The organism is Xenorhabdus sp. PR6a (genome assembly GCF_028599065.1).
GTDB lineage: Bacteria > Pseudomonadota > Gammaproteobacteria > Enterobacterales > Enterobacteriaceae > Xenorhabdus > Xenorhabdus doucetiae.
The window spans coordinates 1-2,311 of record NZ_JAQRFJ010000135.1 but is presented as its reverse complement, the minus strand read 5'-3'; the positions used below and the strand labels follow the sequence as shown (position 1 = coordinate 2,311).

Genomic DNA, 2,311 nt, shown 5'->3' with positions numbered 1-2,311 from the left:
ATTATCTGATTTTATTTAAGAAGATAGGTTAATCACAATTTTGCTGGTGATCTTTTATTCACGCTGGAATAGATAAGCATCACTGTTATATCCTGTTTAATTGATGCTGTAATGAGCATCCATTGAAAATCAGATGACAGGAGACAGGAATGTCATATCTTATTTACTTGTCGTTAAAGGGCAAGAAACAAGGCTTAATCTCGGCGGGCTGTTCAACCCCCGAATCTATCGGCAACCGCTATCAGGCCGGGCGGGAAGATGAAATACAGGTATTACATATCAGACATGGAATGACACGCGATCAGAACGTCAATCATCTCCCGGTCAGCTTTATCAAACCCATTGATAAATCTTCCCCGTTGTTGGGGTTAGCAATAGACAAGAACGAGCTGCTGGATGCCCTTTTTAAGTGTTACCGCGTAAACCTCGCCGGACAACTCGAATTCTTTTACGAAATCAAACTGACAGGCGCAACCATTGTTGATTTTTCCTGTCACTATCCGCATTCGATAGATGACAATGACCAGATCCCGTATGAAACGGTACAGCTTGATTATAAGTCGATATCATTCACGCATCGCGCGGCAGGGACAACGGGTTACGCGATATCGCAATTGCAGGGACGTGAAGAGGAAAGACCGCTTTTGTCTGGATTTTCGTCGTTAATTAAGCCACTTGAAACGGCAGTAGAAGCCTTATTTAGTCATAAATTCATGTTGAAAAATGGAGCTACCGGAGATACTTGTTGTAATGTCGCTTATGGTATCAAAACGGCAAAAAGGGAAATAAAAGGAATTTCGAAAGAATCTGGTATCACTGAATCTATCAATTCGAGAGAAAAAGAAGAAATTGAAGTTGAATATCTGTACCAAACAAAAAGAGGGGTGAAGGAATGAGTATTTTAAAAACAAAAACTGTTAAAGGTGGTGCAACTACCGTAATCGAGTTTGATGAATTATCCCTCAGAGATATTCCCGGTATCATGGCTAATAAAATGGGATGGTCTACGGCAGCAGCATTGATGAATCATTGGTTTAATACTAGCGCTGAATTTAAGATGGAAGAAGATGTAAAAAGGCAGTATATGTTAGGTGAGGCAATAAATATACCTAAAGAAAGATATAATGATTCAATTGTGAAAATGGATTGGGCGTTAAGATATGAACGTACACAAGATGCCATGATTGAATTGATTGATAATAGACTTGAGAACAAAAGCACTAACAAAAGGCTTTTTGATTCATTACTAAAAAGAAATAAAAAACTAAACCCTGACAGAGATTTAATATACATAGGATATGGTGATGATATAATTAACATAGATTATACCAGTCAAATTAATGCTCTTAGCTTTGGAGATAAGTTTGATACTAACGATGATTTTAAAGGAGCTATCGGAGCGGGTAATTTGGAACTTTGTATACGAGGATGTTATAATTTATCTGGGAGTAGAAAAATATTTTACGTTGATCAAATAGGTTTTTATATTAAAGATTCCTATGATTTTTCTGGAGATTATGAATTATTAGGAATTTGGAGTAGAGAAGGTATGCTCACACCTAGTGAGATTAGAAAATACATGCCTCTATACCAAGAAAAAAAATGGAGAGAGTTATATAATCTCTATAAAGGATATGTTCCTGTATTTAACAAAGATTTCAGAGAGTGGCAAAATAAACATCACTCAGGTGGTGATTTCATTGTTTTCTCGGATGTATATTGGATGGATCCGCCAGAACATTTTAAGGTGTTATATGAAGCCATTTAAATACATAAAATTAGCTTTAATTTCCATGTTTTTTTTATGGTGGTTTTTTTTATCACATGTAACATTTACAGTGTTCCCAAGGAAATTCGAAATGCATAATGAAGATTACATGGTGAGATATTATTATGTGTTGCCGACAAATATTATAGGTATATATTCATGGTTTTTTAATTATCGCCCAGAATATATTGTTCTTTATGATAAAAACTATAATTACATTGGACAAAGCTCACCATTCTGTATTCGTAGTAACACAGATCTTTTGGCTGGTGAACATGTTCTACCTGAAATAGAATTTACAAATGAGTATGATTCTTCCTCTTTTTATATATCAGGAGGAAATTGTCAAGAAGAATATGAAATACCGACAAAAACTAAAAAATGGTGGAGTCAAATCCTCCAATACTTCCATTTATAAAGTGTAAGATTTTGTAAGTATTTCGTCCTCATGTTTTTGCAAGTTTAGCCTCTGAATGTCAGGGGCTTTTTTATCATTTTTCATGATGTTAAATAGTGTCTTAAGCAGAATAACCAACCGAAAAG

The 2,311-nt window shown here is 35.2% G+C and carries 2 protein-coding genes and 1 pseudogene; all 3 read left to right on the top strand.

What is annotated here, in order from left to right:
• Window positions 1-149: 149 nt before the first annotated feature.
• Window positions 150-608, top strand: a pseudogene (locus PSI15_RS17670) (Hcp family type VI secretion system effector); the annotation flags it as partial.
• Between the two features lie 284 nt (window positions 609-892).
• Entirely contained in the window at window positions 893-1,768 is an 876-nt protein-coding gene (locus PSI15_RS17665; RefSeq protein WP_273584658.1) for a DUF6402 family protein, read from the top strand.
• Window positions 1,713-2,186: a DUF6201 family protein gene (locus PSI15_RS17660; RefSeq protein ID WP_337928947.1), complete on the top strand. Its 474-nt coding sequence runs from the start codon at window positions 1,713-1,715 to the stop codon at window positions 2,184-2,186. Before PSI15_RS17665 ends, PSI15_RS17660 begins: the two co-directional genes overlap by 56 nt.
• Window positions 2,187-2,311 lie beyond the last annotated feature (125 nt).

What these genes read in the sequence shown, in the direction of transcription:
- PSI15_RS17665 (WP_273584658.1), top strand. Translation starts at nt 893, where the DNA reads ATGAGTATTTTAAAAACAAAAACTGTTAAAGGTGGTGCAACTACCGTA.
- PSI15_RS17660 (WP_337928947.1), top strand. Translation starts at nt 1,713, where the DNA reads ATGTATATTGGATGGATCCGCCAGAACATTTTAAGGTGTTATATGAAG.